We start from the raw sequence: 599 nt of genomic DNA, 5'->3' as shown, positions 1-599 counted from the left end.
GTCTTTCCGGCGCTTCGGTGCGCTCCCGCCCGCCTTGAGGTACCGCTCGACCAACTGTATTTCTGTTTGTTTCCAGGCGAGGGCGGATATCATGGGTGGTGCGGCGCGCGCGACGACCCCGGATCGAGGGCTGGTCTTCGATCTCGGTCTCCACGAGGGACACGACACCCGATTCTATCTCGACAAGGGATTCCGGGTGGTCGCCCTGGAGGCCAATCCGCGGTTTTGCGAGATGGCGCAGGCGTCGTTCGCCGGGCGAGACTGCGCCGTCGTCGCGCGCGCCCTGGCCCGGGAGGCGAACAGCGAAATCACCTTCTACATCCGCGACGATTCGACCGGTTGGAGCAGCCTGTTCCAGGATGTCGCCGAACGTGACGGCCGACCGAGCAAGACGGTCCGCGTGTCGACCACGACGACCTCCGATCTGTTCGACACCTACGGAGTGCCGTACTACGTGAAGTGCGACATCGAGGGCGCCGATGCGATCTTCGTCGCGCAGCTGGCCGAGGATGGCCGGCTTCCACCCTTCGTCTCGATCGAGATCGACGATCTGACCATGGCGGAGCAGCTCCGCGCGGTCGGATACGATCGCTTTCAGA

The 599-nt window shown here is 64.4% G+C and carries 1 protein-coding gene; it reads left to right on the top strand.

All coding sequences use genetic code 11. The annotated features are described in order from the left end of the window. Window positions 1–599: FkbM family methyltransferase (locus tag ABTU92_RS29235; protein ID WP_408095060.1), on the top strand; the 599-nt coding region annotated here is incomplete at both ends.

Source organism: Rhodoplanes sp. SY1, from assembly GCF_046000175.1.
Lineage (GTDB): Bacteria > Pseudomonadota > Alphaproteobacteria > Rhizobiales > Xanthobacteraceae > Rhodoplanes.
Note: the sequence above shows the minus strand (reverse complement) of the source record. Positions and strands in the feature narration are given on the sequence as shown.